Source organism: Cellulomonas sp. (assembly GCF_035634735.1).
Taxonomy (GTDB): domain Bacteria; phylum Actinomycetota; class Actinomycetes; order Actinomycetales; family Cellulomonadaceae; genus Cellulomonas.
In genome coordinates this window covers 1-16,311 of the sequence record NZ_DASQCJ010000170.1, presented here as the reverse complement: position 1 = coordinate 16,311, position 16,311 = coordinate 1, and the positions used below count along the sequence as shown (strand labels likewise).

Genomic DNA, 16,311 nt, shown 5'->3' with positions numbered 1-16,311 from the left:
GACCACTGGGACAACATGACGGTGCACCCGGTGATGGGCCAGATCGAGCGTGGGTACGCCGGCGGCTCGATCTTCTACGCCGACGGCGAGGTCCGCGCCGACCTGAGCCGCGTCCGCGACTACGCCCGGCTGCTCGCCGCGACCGGGGTCGAGGCCGTCGGCATCAACAACGTCAACGTGCACGCCGTCGAGGCCAGGCTCCTGACGGACGGCCTGCCGGACGTCGCCCGGATCGCCGACGTGTTCCGGGCGTACGGCATCCGGATCTTCCTGTCGGTGTCGTTCGGGTCGCCGCAGCGGCTGGGCGGCCTGGCGACGTCGGACCCCCTGGACCCCGAGGTGGCGTCGTGGTGGGCGTCGACCGCGGACCGCGTCTACGCGGCGGTCCCGGACTTCGGCGGCTTCCTCATCAAGGCCGACTCCGAGGGCCAGCCCGGCCCGTTCGCCTACGGCCGCAGCCACGCCGACGGCGCGAACGTGCTCGCCGCGGCGCTCCGCCCGCACGGCGGCACCGTCCTGTGGCGGGCGTTCGTCTACGACCACCACCAGGACTGGCGGGACCGCACCACTGACCGCGCCCGGGCGTCGTACGACCACTTCGCCCCGCTCGACGGGACGTTCGCCGACAACGTCGTCCTGCAGGTCAAGCACGGGCCGATGGACTTCCAGGTGCGCGAGCCGCTCTCCCCCGTGCTGGCGGCGATGCCGCGGACCCGGCTGGCGATCGAGCTGCAGGTCACGCAGGAGTACACCGGGCAGCAGCGGCACGTCTGCTACCTCGCGCCGGCGTGGCGGGAGTACCTGGGGTTCCGGCTGGACGGGGCGCGGTCGGTGGCGTCGATCGTCGGCGGGTCGGGGGCGTCGTCGCCGGCGGGTGGGGTGGCCGCGGTGTCGAACGTCGGCGACGACGCCTTCTGGACCGGGCACCCGCTGGCGCAGGCGAACCTCTACGCGTTCGGGCGGCTGGCCTGGGACTCGTCGCTGACGGCCGAGGAGGTGCTGGACGAGTGGATCGCGCTGACGTTCGCGGGCGCCGGGTCTTCTGAGCTGGCGCGGGTGCGGGCCGTGCTGCACGCGGTCATGGACGACTCGTGGGCGCGCTACGAGGGCTACACCGCGCCGCTGGGCGTCGGGTTCATGGTCGACCCGGGCACCCACGGCGGGCCGTCCGTCGACGGGTACGAGTACTCGCGGTGGGGGACGTACCACTTCGCCGACCGGGACGGGATCGGCGTCGACCGCACCGTGGCGACCGGGACCGGGTTCGCGGGGCAGTTCCCGTCGCCGTGGCGGGAGACGTACGAGTCGGTCGACACCTGCCCGGACGAGCTGCTGCTGTTCTTCCACCACGTGCCGTACGCGCACGTCCTCGGGTCGGGGAAGACCGTGATCCAGCACATCTACGACTCGCGGGCCGAGGCGGTGGACGCGCTGGGCGGGGTCGAGGCGGCGTGGGAGTCGCTGGCGGACCTCGTGGGCGGGGCGGTGCCCGCGGCGTTCGACGCGCGGGTGCGGGAGCGGCTGGACGTGCAGCGCGCGTCGGCCGTGGAGTGGCGGGACCAGGTGCGGAGCTACTTCTGGCGGAAGTCCGGGGTGGCGGACGCGTCGGGGCGGATCGTGTACTGACCCGTCCCGCGCCGCCGGTGCCGCTCGCGCGGCGGACCCCGCGTCCCCCGCGCTGCTAGCCTCCGGCCGAGCACGATCGAGGGGGCAGCGCACCGGATGGCCGAGCACGTCGCGCAGCAGATCCGACCCGGCGACGGCCCGACCGGCCCGCTCGGCACCCCCGCCCACCTGCGCGTCCCGTCCACGTTCGGTGACGTGTTCGCCGCGTGGTCGCTCCGGGACCACGGCACCGTGACCTGGGGCGACGGGGTCCCGACGGTCACGATCCTCGACGTCGTCGGCCGCGAGCGCACGGGCGCGCCGCGGTCGACCACGGGGTTCGAGGCGTTCCCGTGGCACGGCTTCGCCCTGACCGTCGGGTCGGAGCGGGGCGTGGTGGACCAGCCGGCCCTGCGCCGGCCGCTGCTCGACCTCCCACGCAGCCTCACGCGCGCGGGCAAGGTCGTCAGCGCCCGCGTCGGCGGGGGTGAGGAGCCGCCGCGGTCGCGCGCCGAGGCGGCTCGCACCGCCCCGGGCGCCGGGCCGGGCACCGAGTGGACGATGGCCGCCACGGGCCGGCGCGGCGTGGTGGTGCGGCGCGACGGCTCGCCCGTCGTGACGCTGCGGCCGCGCCTGCGGTTCCGCCTGGAGCCCGGCGGCGACGCGCGCGACCTCGCGGTCGCCGTGGCGCTCGAGGCGACCGTGTCGTCGCACGTGTTCGTGCTCTGAGCGGCGGTCCCGGCCGTCGCGCCTGCCCTGGCCGCATCCGGGCGCACCCGGCCGCACGTCCGCGAGAGTGGACGATTGTGCCGGACACGCCGTCGGCGTGTCCGGCACAACGTTCCACCGTCGACCCGACCGCTGCTGACGTGCGACGTCGCGCGCGTCCGCCCCCCGCCGCGGCACGGCGCGGTGCTCCCGCGCGCTCGTAAACGATGCGTTACATGCTTGATTCTGATCGCTTGAAGCCCTTACGCTCGTCTTCACGCAGCGAGGGGTGCACAGTCGCACCCCGTCGCGCCAGGACGAGAGGTGTGTGATGTCCAGCTCAACCACCCGGGAACGAGGCGAGTCCTCCCCGACCGAAGCGGAGGGCGAGCCTCGAGCCCGTCGCCCGATCCACCACCGGGAGAAGTGGGCGGCGCTCGTCCTGCTCGTGCCGGCGATGGTCGGGTTCGTCGTGTTCTGGATCCTGCCGAGCGGCCGGAGCATCTGGTACTCGCTCACGGACTTCGACCTGCTCAACGAGCCGCAGTTCATCGGCCTGGACAACTACCGCGAGCTCCTCGGCGACGACGTCGCCCGCAACTCGCTCGTGGTCACGATCCAGTTCGTCGTCGCCAGCGTGGTCCTCGGCACGGTCCTCGCGCTGCTGACCGCGGCCCTCATGCAGCGGCTGCGGCTCAAGACCTGGGTGCGGTCGATCCTGCTGCTCCCCTGGCTGGTGCCCAACGTCGCCATCGCGCTGATCTGGGCCTGGCTGCTCGACGGGCAGCTCGGCTACCTCAACCACCTGCTGCACGCCGTCGGCCTCCCGGGCGTCTCGTTCTACAACGCCAGCCAGGCCATGCCGATCATCATCGCCATCGGGATCTGGTCGGGCCTCGGGTACACCGCGCTGCTGCTCTACGCCGGGATGACCCAGGTGCCGAACGAGATGTACGAGGCCGGCGCGATCGACGGTGCCACCGAGAAGCGGATGTTCTTCCAGATCACGCTGCCGCTGATCCGGCCGGTGATCGCGCTCGTCGTGGTGATGTCGGCCATCGGCTCGTTCCAGGTGTTCGACCTCGTGCTGATCGGGTACGGCGGCAACCCGATCCCGGCCGTCCGGACGATCTTCTTCTACATCTACCAGCAGTCGTTCGCCTTCTTCCGGATGGGCTACGGCAGCGCGATCGCGCTGGTCCTCGCCGTCATCCTCGGCGCCCTGACGGCCATCCAGATGCGAGCGATGCGCGCCAACCGATCGGACCTCTCGTGATCAGCACCCCCGTCCCCGACCTCGCCCCGTCGACGACGAGCGCACCGACGGGCTCCAACGCCCGCCCGCGCCGCTCGATCGCCCGCGGCGCCCGCCGGGTGACCCCCGGCAAGGCGGTCGCCTGGACCGTCGTCGGCCTGCTGGTGCTCGTCTCGGTCTTCCCGTTCTACTGGATGGTCCGCACGGCCTTCACGCCCGCGGCCGAGCTGATCGGCGACTCCAGCCAGCTGGTCCCGTCGAACCCCACGTGGATCAACTTCGCCCGCGTGCTCGGGCTCACCTCGATGGAGGAGTCGGTCGCCGCCGGCGGCACCGGCGCGACGCTCGACTTCGTGCGCTACACGGCGAACACGCTGTTCTACGCGGGCTCGATCGCGATCGTGCAGACGCTCGCCTGCGCCATGGCCGCGTACTCGTTCGCCCGCCTGCGGTTCCGGGGGAACAGCGCCCTGTTCGGGCTGTTCCTCTCGGGCCTGCTCATCCCCGGCATCTTCACGCTGCTGCCGAACTTCGCGCTGATCCGGTCGCTGGGCTGGCTCAACACGTTCCAGGGGCTCATCGCCCCCGCGATCCTGGTCAGCCCGTTCGCGATCTTCTTCCTGCGGCAGTTCTTCCTCTCCCTCCCCCGCGAGGTCGAGGAGGCCGCCGCGATCGACGGCGTCGGCGTGTTCGGCCGGTTCTTCCGGATGACGCTGCCGATGAGCCGCGGCCCCGTCGCCACGATGATGCTCATCACCGTCGTCGGGGTGTGGAAGGAGTTCATGTGGCCGCTGGTGGCCGCGAACTCCGACGGGACGCGCGTGCTGACCGTCGCCCTGCAGCGGTTCCAGGCCCAGTCACCCAACACCTCGCCGGACTGGACCGGCCTGATGGCCGCGTCGACCGTGACGGTCATCCCCGTCTTCATCCTGCTCGTCCTGCTCGGGCGGCAGCTCGTCCAGTCGCTCAACTTCTCCGGCGGCAAGTAGCCGCCGGCGCCGCACCCGCCCGTTCCACCCCCCTCCCCCGTCCGGTCGGGCCAGAGCCTGCCCCGGAACCCACTGGAAGGAACTGCAATGCTGCGTTTCGCACCGAAGACCGGACTGAAGGTGGCGGCGTTCTCGGCCGCCTCCGTCCTCGCCCTCACCGCCTGCGGGTCGGGCGGCGGGGACGGCGACGGCGGCAGCGCCGGCGGCCCCGTCACGATCGAGCACTGGCTCTGGGACGACGTCCAGCGCCCGATGTACGAGGCCTGCGCCACGGCGTTCTCCGAGGCCAACGAGGACATCACCGTCAACATCACGCAGACGGCGTGGGCGCAGTACTGGTCGAACCTCACGACGAACTTCGCCTCGGGCACCGGCCCGGACACCTTCACCATGACCGTCCAGTACGTCCGGGAGTACAGCAGCCTCGGCCAGCTCGCCGACCTCGACGAGATCGGCGCGACCGACGGGATCGACTTCGACTCCTACGTCGCCGGCACCGCGGAGAACTACCTCGTCGACGACACCCGCGTGGGGCTCCCCCTCGACTGGGACATCGTCGGGATGGTCTACGACGAGACGGCCGCCACCGAGGCCGGCTACACCAAGGAGGCCATCAACGCGCTCGAGTTCGACGGCACCGGCCAGGACTCGTTCACCGAGTTCATCAAGGCGATGGCCCTCGACGCGAACGGCAACAACGGGCTCAGCCCGGCGTTCGACGCCGGCAACGTGGTGCGGTTCGGGATGCTCCCGGAGTGGGCCGACGGCTTCACCGGCCAGAACGGCTGGGGCAACCTCGCGCACGCGATCGGCTGGGAGTTCTTCGCCGAGGACGGCAGCCTGAACTTCGACGCGCCCGAGCTCGTCACGACGCTCGAGTGGTACCAGGACATGATCGACCTCGGCGTGATGCAGACGTTCGACGAGACCTCGACCCTGGGCCAGCACCCGACCATGGAGGCGGGCCTCGCGGGCACGACCCTGGCCGGCTCGTGGAACGCGTCGAACTACCTCGCCGACACCCAGGAGATCGACTTCGCCTGGGCCAAGGTGCCGGAGGGCCCCGCGGGCCGGTTCGCCGCGACGAACTCCCTGGCCGGCGTCGTGTGGAACGGCTCCCCGAACAAGGAGGCCGCCGCGAAGTGGGTCAACTTCCTCGGCTCCCCGGAGTGCCAGGAGGCCACCGGCGAGTTCGGCATCGTGTTCCCCGCCGTCCAGACCGGCACCGACATCGCCGTCGAGGCGAACGAGGCCAACGGCGCGGGCGTGCCCGAGTTCGCGGAGATGGCCTCCGCCGGCGAGACGTTCCAGCTGCCGTCCTTCACCCGGAACGCGGAGGTCCGCACGGTGATCCAGGACGCCATCTGGGCGATCGCCGCGGGCGCCGACGTCGAGTCGACCCTCGCCACCGCCAACGACGCGGCGCAGGCCCTCGTCGACTGACGGTCCCGACGTCGGGCGGGGGCGGCACCCGCCCCCGCCCGACGCGCACCACCCCACCCGCTCCGAACGGAATCGAGCCCCCGTGAACCACGCCCCCGCCGCCGCACCCCCGGCCGCCGACGCAGCCGCCACCGACGCCCCGCTCACCCTCGAGCTGGAGCCGGGCGAGCACTGGTGGGGCGGCACGGTCAAGGACGCGGTGCGGATGCCGTTCGGGGCGACGAGCGCGTACGAGGTCGACCTGGCCGTCCCGCGGCACGACCCCCAGTGGGACAGCGCCGAGGACTCCAGCCAGTCGGCCCCGCTCCTCGTGTCCACCCACGGACGCGTCGTCGCGTCGGAGCGGCCGTTCGCGTTCCGGTTCGCCGGCGGCCGGCTCGAGGTCGACGGCACCGACGTCACGGTGCTGCGCGGCGGGACCTCGCTGCGCGACGGCTTCCGGGCCGCCGCGGCCCAGCTCTTCCCGCCCGCCGGGCGGACCCCCGCGCGGCGGCTGTTCGCCGCGCCGCAGTACAACACCTGGATCGAGACCCCGCTCGTCCCCTCCGAGGAGTCGGTGCTGGCCTACGCCCGCCGGATCCTGGACGCGGGGCTGGAGCCCGGCACGATCTTCATCGACGACAACTGGGCGCCCGACTTCGGCACCTGGCACTTCGACCGCGGGCGGTTCCCGGACCCGGGGCGGCTGATCCGCACGCTGTCCGAGTGGGGCTTCGACGTGATGCTGTGGGTCGTCCCCTTCATCAGCCCCGACTCGAAGGCGTTCCGCGACTGCGAGCGCGACGGCCTGCTCGTCCGGGACGCCGACGGCCGCACGGCGATCCGCCGGTGGTGGAACGGCTACAGCGCGCTGCTCGACCTGAGCTCCCCCGACGCCGTGGCCTGGTTCACCCGGCAGCTGGACGCGCTGGTGGACCTCGGCGTGGCGGGCTTCAAGTTCGACGCCGGCGACGTGCGCGACTACCGGGCGGACGACCTGGTCGCCCAGCCGTGCGAGCCGGTCGACATGTCCGAGGCGTGGGCGCGGCTGGGCCTGCGCTACGCGCACAACGAGTACCGCGCGTGCTGGCGGATGGGCGGGCAGCCGCTCGGGCAGCGGCTCCGCGACAAGCCCCCGACCTGGGACGACGCAGGCCTGGGCTCGCTCGTCCCCGAGATGCTCGCCCAGGGCCTGCTGGGCCACCCGTACGTCTGCCCGGACATGGTGGGCGGCGGCGAGGTGGGGGCGATGGGCGCGATGGGCGACCGCCAGGCCGCCGACCAGGAGTTCTTCGTGCGGTACGCGCAGATCGCCGCGCTGTCCCCGATGATCCAGTTCTCGGTGAACCCCGCCCGCGCCCTCGACGCCGAGCACCTCGCGGCGGTGAAGGAGGCCCTCGCCGTCCGGGCCGAGCACCTGCCGCTCATCCTCTCCCTCGTGGACGACGCCGCGGTGACGGGCGAGCCCGTCGTCCGGCCCATGAGCTACCACGAGGCCGGGTACGAGACCGTGACGGACCAGTTCTTCCTCGGCCCCGACGTCCTGGTGGCCCCGGTGCTCGAGCGGGGCGCCACCACGCGCGCGGTGCAGGTGCCCCCGGGCGCGTGGCGCGCCCCGGACGGGACGACCGTCGAGGGCCCCGCCACCGTCGAGGTGCCCGTCGGCCTCACCACCCTGCCGCGCCTCACGCGCGCGACGCCGGGCGCCGCGCCACGATGAGCGCCGGGCTCCGCGTCGCGGTGATCGGGGTCGGCAACCGCGCCGCCCTCGGCCGGCTGGTCCCCGGGTCGTGGCCGGGGGCGGTCGTCGTGGCCGCGGTCGACCCCGACCCGTCCGGCCGCGACCGGGCCCGCGCGCTGTTCGGCCCCGACGTCGCGGTGCACCCGGACGTCGACGCCCTCCTCGCCGCCGGGGGCGTCGACGCCGCGCTCGTGACCACGCCGGACGACACGCACGCCCCGCTCGCGATCCGGCTGCTGCGCGCGGGCGTCGCGGTGTTCGTCGACAAGCCGCTCGCGACCACCACCGCCGACGCCGACGCGGTCCTGGTCGCCGCGCAGGAGACGGGCACGCCGCTGCACGTGGGCCACAACCTGCGGCACTGGGCGGTCGTCCGCGTCATGCGCGACGCCATCGCGCGCGGCGAGATCGGCGAGGTCAAGGCCATCTGGGTCCGGCACTTCGTCGGCAACGGCGGCGACTACTTCTTCAAGGACTGGCACGCCGACCGCCGGCGCAGCGGCTCGCTGCTCACCCAGAAGGCGAGCCACGACATCGACGTCGTGCACCACCTCGCCGGCGGGTACACGACGCGGGTCGTGGGCATGGGCGCGCTGATGGTCTACGGCGACGTCACCGACCGCCGCGAGCGCCCCGGGCAGATCGCGCCGGACTGGACCAGCCACGCGAACTGGCCGCCGCACGCCCTCACCGGGCTGAACCCGGTGGTGGACGTCGAGGACCTGTCGATGCTGATGATGACGCTCGACAACGGGGTCGTGGCGAGCTACCAGCAGTGCCACTTCACGCCCGACTACTGGCGCAGCTACACGGTCATCGGCACCGAGGGGCGGCTGGAGAACGCCGGCGACACGGACGGCGCGGTCGTCCGGGTCTGGAACCGGCGCCTCGAGTGGTCGCCGACCGGCCACGTCGAGCACCCGGTCCACGACCCCGCGGGCGGCCACCTCGGCGCGGACGCCGCCGTGCTCGCCGAGTTCTTCGCCCACGTCGTGGACGGCGCCCCGACGACCGGCTCGCCTGCCGATGCGCGGCAGGCCGTCGCCGTAGGCTCGCTCGGTGCCGAGTCGCTGCGCCACGGCTGCGTCCCGCTGGACGTCCCGCCGCTGCCCGCCGGCACGCCGCCACCGCGCCGGGCCGACCGCCACCGACCGAGAGAACGCGCAGATGACTGACACGACCGTCCGCCCGGCCGCCGCCCCCGGCTCGCCCGCCGACCCCGCCACCACCTCGATCGGCCCCGGCGCGCCGGTGCTGGCGTTCGACGTCGGCGGGACGACGATCAAGGCCGCGTACGTCGACGCCGACGGGACGCCCGGCGCCGTCCTCCGCACGCCGTCGCCGGCCTTCGGCCCGGCCAGCGCCGAGGCGGTCGTCGACGCGGTCGCGGAGCTCGCCGCCCGCCTGACCCCGCCCGGGGCCGCGCCGCGGGCGCTCGGGCTCACCCTGCCGGGCATCGTCGACGACGAGACCGGGTTCGCCACCTACTCCGAGAACCTCGGCTGGCGCGACGTCGACTTCGCCGCGCTGTGCCGCGCGCGGATCGCGCTCCCGGTCGCGATCGGGCACGACGTGCGCTCCGGGGGCACCGCGGAGATGGAGCTCGGCGCCGGCCGCGGGCACCGGACGGCCGTCGTGGTCGTGCTCGGCACCGGGGTGTCCGCCGCGGTGTTCGTCGACGGCCGTCCCGTGGTCGCGCGCGGCTACGCGGGCGAGATCGGGCACGCCGTCGTGATCCCGCGCGGCGAGGCCTGCGTCTGCGGCAACCAGGGCTGCCTCGAGGCGGTCTCCTCGGCGGCCGCGGTCGCGCGGCGCTACTCGCGGATGTCCGGCCGCGAGGTCGCCGGGGCGCGCGAGGTGGTCGAGGCCATGGCCGCGGGCGACGCGATCGCCGCCGCGGTCTGGGACACGGCGGTCGAGGGGCTGGCCCTCGGGCTCTCGCACGTGGCCAGCCTGATCCAGCCCGAGGTGATCGTGCTCGGCGGCGGGCTGGCCGAGGCGGGCGACCACCTGTTCGGCCCGCTGCGCGCCCGCCTGGCGTCGCTGCTCACCTACGTCCCGGTCCCGCCCCTGGTGAAGGCCCGCGCCGGGGAGAATGCGGGGTTGCTGGGGTCGGCCCTGCTCGCGCGCCGGGCGGCCGGCCGCGGCACCGACGACAGCACCGACGACCGAGGAGAGCAGCACCGATGAGGATCGCGCTGGTCCGGCACGGCCAGACCGACTGGAACATCCAGCGGCGCTACCAGGGCTGGGAGGGGCTCGACCTCAACGAGGTCGGCCGCGCCCAGGCCGTCGACGCCGCCCGGCGCCTGCTCGGCATCGGCGCGGACCTCGGAGCCGAGTGGCGGTGGCTGTCCTCGTCCACCGCGCCGCGCGCCGTGGAGACCGCGCGGATCATCGGCGAGCACCTCCCGCTCGTGCCGGGCGACCTGCAGTTCGAGGACCTGCGCGAGCGCGGCTTCGGCGTCGCCGAGGGCATGCTCATCGAGGAGGCCCGGACGCGGTGGCCGGCCCGGGACTACCCGGGCGGGGAGACGACCGAGGCGGTGCTCGACCGGGCGGTGCGCGGGCTGGACGCGGTGGGCCGGGCGCACCCCGAGCTCGACGGCGTCCTCGTCACGCACGGGACCACGCTGCGCCTGCTGGTCGAGCGCCTGACCGGCGAGGATCCCGGTAGCCTGCCCAACGCCGCCATCGCCGTCGTCGACGGCGAGCCGGGCGGGTGGCGCACGATCGTGCATCCATCGGCGACGACAGTGAGCGAGCAGGTACGAGGGCGATGAAGATCGAGGACCGACACCTGGCCATCGCCTCGTGGGTGGCCCAGCACGGGACCATCAGCGTCGAGGAGGTCATCGAGCAGTTCGGGGTGTCCCCGGCGACGGCCCGGCGCGACCTGGACGCGCTCGGCCAGCAGATGATCGTCATCCGCACCCGCGGCGGCGCCCGCGCGGCGGCGATCTCCGGCGACCTCCCGCTCCGGTACCGCGCGGCCCTGATGGGCAGCGAGAAGCTGCAGATCGCCCGCGCCGCGGCCGCCATGGTGCAGCCCGGGCAGACGGTGGCGTTCAGCGGGGGCACCACCACGACGCAGATCGCCCAGGAGCTGGGCGTCCGCGCCTCCGCGGACCCCGAGTTCGGCGAGAAGCTGACCACGGTCGTCACCAACGCGATCAACATCGCGAACGACCTCATCGTGCGGCCCGAGCTGCGCGTCGTCCTCACCGGCGGCGCCGCCATCGCGCGGTCCTACGAGCTCGTCGGCCCGCTGGCCAAGGCGGCCCTCCCCCTCATCAACGTCGACGTGTTCTTCCTCGGGGTCAACGCCATCAACCCGGCGCGCGGCTTCTTCACGGAGTTCGAGTCCGAGGCGGAGATCAGCGCCGCGATCCTGGAGAAGGCGGTGCAGTCCTACGTCGTGGCGGACCACACCAAGTTCGCCAACACCGCGTTCGCGCTGATCTGCGAGCCCACGGACGTCACGGGCGTCATCACGGACGGCGACGCGGACGCCGACGCGGTGGCGCGGCTGCGCGACGCCGGCTGCCCCGTCGTCCTCGTCTGATCCCCCGGCCCCGACGGAGGGGAACGCGATGACCACCCCCGACCTCGCCGACCTGCGGCTGCGGGACTTCGCGCCGCGGCCGATGCTCCGGGCGGCCGAGACGGAGGTGCTGCGCCTCCCCACCCCGGCCGTCGACGCCCACAACCACCTGGGCCGTTGGCACACCGGCGAGTGGCGGGTCGACGACGTGGCCGCGCTCGTCGACCTGATGGACGACCGGGGTGTCGGCACGATCGTCAACCTCGACGGCTGCTGGGCCGACGAGCTCGAGCGCAACCTCGACCGGTACGACCGCGCGCACCCCGGCCGGTTCGCCACGTTCTGCCGCGTCGACTGGGGCGAGACGGCGACGCCCGGCTGGCCGGACCGGATCGCCGCGTCCGTCGCCGACTCCGCGGCCCGGGGCGCCACCGGGCTGAAGCTGTGGAAGGACATCGGCCTCGGGCTGGAGGACGAGCACGGCCGGCGGCTCTTCCTCGACGACCCGCGCCTGGACGGGATGTGGCGGGCCGCGGCGGAGGCGGGCCTCCCGGTCACGGTGCACACGGCGGACCCGGCGGCGTTCTTCGCGCCCCTCGACCGGCACAACGAGCGCGTCGAGGAGCTGCTGGCGCACCCGGAGTGGCACTTCCGGGGGCCGGAGTTCCCGTCGTTCGCGCGCCTGCTGGACGCGCTCGAGGCCGCCGTCGCGGCGCACCCCGACGTCACGGTCATCGGCGCCCACGTCGGCTGCTGCGCGGAGGACCTGGACCACGTCGACCGGATGCTCCGCACCTACCCGAACTTCGCCTGCGACATCGCCGCGCGGATCGCCGAGCTGGGCCGCCAGCCGCGCCGGGCGCAGCGGCTGATCGCGGACCACCCCGACCGGTTCGTGCTGGGCACGGACGTGGCGCCGCCGAGCGCCGAGGCCTACGCCACGTACTACCGGTTCCTCGCCACCGCGGACGAGCACTTCCCCTACGGGCCCGAGGACCCGCCGGGGACCGGGCGGTGGCGCATCTCCGCGCTCGACCTGCCGGCCGAGCACGTGGCGGCCGTGGTCGGGGACAACGCCCGCCGGCTCATCCCCGCGCTCGGCGGCGCGCAGCGCTGAGCCGCGGCTGGAACACCCGCACGTTCAGGTACCACCCGGCCGCCCCGCACCCGGCCACCAGCACGAACAGCGCGGTGAACCCGAGGGCGTCGAGCAGCGGCGCCAGCGCGAGGACCGCCACCGACGAGACCAGCATCGAGATCGCGAACAGGGTGCCGACGTAGGACGGCGCGCGGCCGCTCGGGCTCACGTCGCCGAGCATGAGCATCGTGGTCTTCAGGTAGCAGGCGGCGCCGACGTTCGCGAGCACCCACGCGACCGTCAGGCCGCCGAGCGAGCCGCTGGCCAGGCCCACCGCGCCGGCCGCGGTGACCGCCACGGCGGCGACGGGCGAGAGGGCGACGGGCCCCCGGCGGTCGATGACGAACCCGAAGCCGAGGTTCACGGCGACGCCCGTGACGATCGCGAGCGACGCCATCAGCGCGACGTGCTGCTCGCTCGCCCCGAACGTCCGGATGGCGTGCAGCGTGTAGAACGGCAGCAGCGAGTTCGCCAGCACCAGGAACACGCAGGAGGTCACCATCGCGCGGAACGTCGCGTCCCGGCGCAGCGTGCGCGGGACGTCCCGGAGGTACTCCGTGACCCGCATCGGCACCCGCGGCTCCGCGTCGTCGTGCTCGCGCATGAACCAGAACCCCGCCGCGTTGGCGAACAGGAAGGCCAGCCCGACGCCGAACAGCACCATGTAGCTCCACGGGTACGCGACCCGCTCGATCACGACCGGGATCAGCGCCGCCGCCCCGAGCGCGAGCAGGCTCCCGATCGCCATGCCCACGCCCCGCAGCCCCGCCCGCCGCGTCGGCGGCAGCAGCTTGAGCACGAGCGGGACGTTGAAGAGGGTGCCGGACCCGGCGAGCACGTTGAACACGGTCCAGGACGCGAGGAACAGCCACGTCATCAGGCCCGCGTGGTCCGCGAGCAGCGGCATCGCCAGCACGAAGGCCAGGAACAGCGCCCGCTGGACCAGCAGGACGACCGCGAAGGTCCGCGCCATCCGCCGCGTCCGCGAGCACAGCGACACGAAGTACGGCTGCGAGACGAACGTGCCCAGGGACACGACGCTCGTCGCGATCGCGAACTGCGCGGTGGACGCCCGCAGGTGCTCCAGGAGCAGCGGGATGACGGCGGTCATCGACAGCAGCGCCACCGAGGGCTGGAACGTCACGCCGTCCAGGAAGAACAGCAGCGCGTTGCGCCGCACCGCGCTCCGGCCGCCGAACGCGACGTCGGCCGTGTCCTGCGCCATCACCGGACCGCGACGCGGCCGACGCGGTTCGCGCCCAGCTCCGCGACCCAGGTGCCGCGGTTGGCGAACCGGACGCCGCGGCGGTCGTCGCTCGTCTCCTTCGGGTCCGCGATCCGCAGCAGGACGTCGTACTCCCCCGCCGGGACCGCGCCGAACGCCGGCATCGGGACCTCGAGCGCGAACGCGTGCCAGGCGGCCGTGTTGCCGGGCCGGTTGTCCCCGTCGGCTGCCGGGCGCCAGGCCCGCACGTCCAGGTCCGTCGGCGCCGCGAACCGGGCCGCGCCCGCCGTCCCGTCGACCGCGCGGAGCAGCACCCGCACCTGCTTGGCGTTGACCACCCCGCCGAAGCCCACGTTCTGCACGTGGCCGGCGCACTCCAGGGTGCCGGTCCGGGCGTCGACGACGTCGGACACCGCGGACGAGCGCAGCACCAGGCGGTAGCCGAGGCGGTCGCGCACGAACTCGAGCCCGGTCCGGCCCGCGTACACCGGGTCGAAGACGGCCCGCGCCGTGCGGCCGGTGTACGGGGGCGCGGCGCCGTCGCCCGGTGCGGGGAACGTGACAGGCGCGGTCACCAGGTCCTCGGCGTACCGGACGTCGCCCCACGTGCGGTAGTCGCCGTGCCGCAGGTTGAGCAGGGTCGTCCCCAGGCGCTGGGCCTCGAGGATCGCGCCGGGCAGCCGGGAGCACACGTTCGGGGTGAGGCCGCCCTCCCCCTGCACGATGCTCGCCTGCCGGCCCACCCAGCCGGTGACCGCGTCGCGGTCGAAGCCCGGGTCGGTGCCGGGCGGCACCAGCATCTCGCCCCCCTCGGACAGCGAGCCGTGGTCGGACCAGCCGCCGCCCGCCTGGAACCCGGCGGCGTAGCTGTCGTGGAAGAAGCCGAACCGCGCCTCCGGGCTGCCGGGCGCGGGCGCCGGCAGGGCGTCGAGGTCGCGGAACGTCAGCGCCGTGCCGTGGGTCGCGTTGTGCCAGGCCAGGTAGCCGCCGACGTGGGTGAGCAGCGGCCGGCTCGCCGGGACCGCGGCGAGGCAGGCGTCGAGCAGGGCCTTGTACGCGGCGGGGTCCTGCGCCTGGGGCGAGGAGTGCTGCTCGCCCCACGGGCCGAGCATCCCCGTCTTCACGCAGGTGATGACGTCCTCGTACGCGTGCAGCACGGGCGCCAGCTGCCAGAGGTGGTACTCGATCCAGGACTTCTCCGTGTGCCCGGGGACGTCGCAGGCGGCCGACGGGTTGTTCGGTGTGACGTGGGTCGGCTCGGGGCCGTTGATCAGGTGCTCGTCCGGGCCGCCCTCCAGGAAGGTGAACCCGTTGCCGTCGTAGGAGAACTTCACGAGCGCGGTGCCGTCGCCGTCCCGCACCCGCTGCAGGGCGCCGCGGACGACGTCGAGGGCGTAGGAGGTGAGCGGGCCGGTGCGCCCGGTGCGGCCGCGGAACATCGCGGCGGTCGGCGCGCCCCCGGCGGCCCGCACCTCGGCGTCGAACGCCCGCCCGGCCGCGCGGGTCAGGAACGCGTTCGACGAGAAGTGGCACAGGTCGAAGCCCAGGAACGCGACCGACGGCTGCGCGACGACCGCGGTGCCGCCCACGTACTGCGGGCTGCGGTCGGTGCCGTCGAAGAACTCGGTCGGCTCGAGGTCGTCGCCGTCGACGACCCCCACGACGCCGGGGGCCACGAGGGTCGCGCCGCTGTAGCCCGCGTCGCGGGGCGCGCGGGGCACCCGCCGGTCCACCTCGGGCGTCGCGCCGAACCGGGTCTCGACCCACTGCCAGCGGCCGCGGTAGGCGCCGCGGTCGGGGTTGGGGACGTCGACCGGGTCCTCGGTGTAGTCGAGGACCTGGGCGACCCTCACGGCTGCCCGCCCGCGGGCGCCGGGCCCGGCCCGGCCAGCAGCGGCCGGACCTCCGCGCCGAGCCACGCGGCGAACCCGGCGGCGTCGGACATGTCCGGGGTGGTGCCGTCCGGCCCGACGGGCACGACGGCGACCGTCGTCGCCCCGGCCTCGACGAACCGCCGCAGGTGCGCGGCGGTGGCGCGGGGCCCCGCGGCGCGCAGCGCGGCGTCCACCCCGACGTACACGCACGCGCCGAACCACCCCGCGTGCCCGCGCGCCGCACGGCCCTCGGCCACGGTGCGCAGCGCGGCGCGGGTGTCGTCCGGCGAGACGCCCAGCTGCAGGATCACGCCGTCGCCGACCTCGCCGGCCAGGCGGAGCGTCCTCGGGCCGTGCGCCCCGACGTAGAGCGGCGGGGGCACCGCGGGCGGCCAGACCAGCCGGGCGTCCGCCAGCGCGACGTAGCGCCCCTCGGCCCGCACGGGCTCCCCGTGCAGCAGCGGCCGCAGCGCCGTGGCGTGCTCGCGCAGCAGGGTGAGCGGCGAGGCGACCCGGGCGCCGATCTCGGCCATCCAGGTCTGCACCCCGTGGCCGATCCCGGGGGTCAGCCGCCCGGGGAACATCTCGACCAGCGTGGCGACGTCCATCGCCGCGAGCACGGGGTTGCGGAGCGGCACCGGCAGCACGCCGAGGCTGACCCGCAGGCGCTCCGTCGCGCTGAGCAGCACGCCCGCCTGGGCGACCGCGGACTGCCGGTAGACGTCCTCCCACAGCCACAGCTCGGCGAGCCCGGACGCCTCGGCCGCCTCGGCGACCGCCCGGAACCGCCGGGTGGGGAGCTCGGGCGTC

General features: G+C 74.3%; 14 protein-coding genes. 11 read left to right on the top strand and 3 right to left on the bottom strand.

Going from position 1 to position 16,311, the window contains the following annotated elements:
- The 11 genes from VER05_RS14205 to VER05_RS14155 form a co-directional block, all read left to right on the top strand.
- Positions 1-1,626, top strand: a 1,626-nt coding sequence (locus tag VER05_RS14205; RefSeq protein WP_324845986.1) for an alpha-glucuronidase, incomplete at its 5' end; no start/stop codon positions are given.
- Positions 1,627-1,722: 96 nt separating this feature from the next.
- A complete protein-coding gene (locus VER05_RS14200; RefSeq protein WP_324845985.1) occupies positions 1,723-2,334 on the top strand; it encodes a hypothetical protein in 612 nt (203 codons plus the stop codon).
- A gap of 310 nt (positions 2,335-2,644) precedes the next feature.
- A complete protein-coding gene (locus tag VER05_RS14195; RefSeq protein ID WP_324845984.1) occupies positions 2,645-3,589 on the top strand; it encodes a sugar ABC transporter permease in 945 nt (314 codons plus the stop codon).
- Entirely contained in the window at positions 3,586-4,557 is a 972-nt protein-coding gene (locus VER05_RS14190) for a carbohydrate ABC transporter permease (RefSeq protein WP_324845983.1), read from the top strand. Before VER05_RS14195 ends, VER05_RS14190 begins: the two co-directional genes overlap by 4 nt.
- A gap of 87 nt (positions 4,558-4,644) precedes the next feature.
- Entirely contained in the window at positions 4,645-6,000 is a 1,356-nt protein-coding gene (locus tag VER05_RS14185) for an ABC transporter substrate-binding protein (protein WP_324845982.1), read from the top strand.
- An 82-nt stretch (positions 6,001-6,082) separates the two neighbouring features.
- Positions 6,083-7,699 carry a glycoside hydrolase family 31 protein gene (locus VER05_RS14180; RefSeq protein WP_324845981.1) on the top strand — a complete coding sequence of 539 codons (1,617 nt, stop codon included), beginning with the start codon at positions 6,083-6,085 and terminating at the stop codon, positions 7,697-7,699.
- Entirely contained in the window at positions 7,696-8,895 is a 1,200-nt protein-coding gene (locus tag VER05_RS14175) for a Gfo/Idh/MocA family oxidoreductase (RefSeq protein ID WP_324845980.1), read from the top strand. Before VER05_RS14180 ends, VER05_RS14175 begins: the two co-directional genes overlap by 4 nt.
- Complete coding sequence (locus VER05_RS14170; RefSeq protein WP_324845979.1) at positions 8,888-9,910, top strand: ROK family protein; 1,023 nt, start codon at positions 8,888-8,890, stop codon at positions 9,908-9,910. Before VER05_RS14175 ends, VER05_RS14170 begins: the two co-directional genes overlap by 8 nt.
- Positions 9,907-10,503, top strand: coding sequence for a histidine phosphatase family protein (locus tag VER05_RS14165; RefSeq protein ID WP_324845977.1), 597 nt, complete (start codon positions 9,907-9,909; stop codon positions 10,501-10,503). Before VER05_RS14170 ends, VER05_RS14165 begins: the two co-directional genes overlap by 4 nt.
- Positions 10,500-11,285 carry a DeoR/GlpR family DNA-binding transcription regulator gene (locus tag VER05_RS14160; protein WP_324845976.1) on the top strand — a complete coding sequence of 262 codons (786 nt, stop codon included), beginning with the start codon at positions 10,500-10,502 and terminating at the stop codon, positions 11,283-11,285. Before VER05_RS14165 ends, VER05_RS14160 begins: the two co-directional genes overlap by 4 nt.
- A 28-nt stretch (positions 11,286-11,313) precedes the next feature.
- Complete coding sequence (locus VER05_RS14155; protein ID WP_324845974.1) at positions 11,314-12,381, top strand: amidohydrolase family protein; 1,068 nt, start codon at positions 11,314-11,316, stop codon at positions 12,379-12,381.
- On the opposite strand, the gene VER05_RS14150 is transcribed toward VER05_RS14155, so the two are convergent.
- The 3 genes from VER05_RS14150 to VER05_RS14140 all read right to left on the bottom strand — a co-directional run.
- Positions 12,350-13,627, bottom strand: a complete 1,278-nt coding sequence (locus VER05_RS14150) for an MFS transporter (protein WP_324845973.1) — start codon at positions 13,625-13,627, stop codon at positions 12,350-12,352. The two genes, VER05_RS14155 and VER05_RS14150, sit on opposite strands and share 32 nt — an antisense overlap.
- On the bottom strand, positions 13,627-15,480 hold the full coding sequence (locus VER05_RS14145; RefSeq protein ID WP_324845972.1) for a DUF4832 domain-containing protein: 1,854 nt from the start codon (positions 15,478-15,480) through the stop codon (positions 13,627-13,629). Before VER05_RS14145 ends, VER05_RS14150 begins: the two co-directional genes overlap by 1 nt.
- Positions 15,477-16,311: LLM class flavin-dependent oxidoreductase (locus VER05_RS14140; RefSeq protein ID WP_324845971.1), on the bottom strand; the 835-nt coding region annotated here is incomplete at its 5' end. The genes VER05_RS14145 and VER05_RS14140, both read right to left, overlap by 4 nt.